The 644-nt window shown below is 46.3% G+C and carries 1 protein-coding gene; it reads left to right on the forward strand.

Annotation, left to right across the window (positions count from 1 at the left end):
* On the forward strand, positions 1-514 hold a 514-nt coding region (locus R7040_RS27365; protein ID WP_318097730.1), incomplete at its 5' end, for a DMT family transporter.
* Between the last annotated feature and the right edge of the window lie 130 nt (positions 515-644).

The raw sequence follows: 644 nt of genomic DNA on the forward strand, positions 1-644 counted from the left end.
TGCGCTATATTTGCTCGGCGTCTACGTCATGGTTCGGCCAGAAACCGGCGTAGAATCTGCACAAACACTTCCAATGTTCAGTGTGATGATTGCTATTTTAGGTGCTTTTGGTAGCTCTATCGCTTATGTCATTGTAAGAAAGCTCAGCCAAACCGCAGACAGCTCGGTGATCATTTTCTACTTCCCGCGTGTGGCGCTACCAACGTCGATCCTGTTTATGGGGGATAACTTTGTCATGCCAGATCTTTACCTGACGTGTATGTTGGTATTGGTCGGCGTGTTCCCTCAAATTGGTCAACTTGGGCTGCCTAAGGCGATGCAACCTCAACAAGCAGGTAAAGCATCAGCCTACTCTTACGTGCAGATAGTCTTTTCGGTACTGTTAGGAATTGTGTTCTTTGGCGAACTTCCATCACTATGGACATACATTGGCGGCGCGTTAATTGTAGCGGGCGCATTGATCAATGTGTTCGGCCATCATTTACGGTTGCCTTTTATTAAGCGCAGTGCTTAACGCCCCATCCCAAACGGGCAAGATATTTAAATGCAACAAAGCCAGAGTCGACTCTGGCTTTTCTTTTATGTTTAACCCGGCGTTAAGCAGAGATTTTTAACCCTGCAATACCTGCCACAATCATCAATAA

This window comes from Vibrio sp. 1069 (assembly GCF_033340555.1).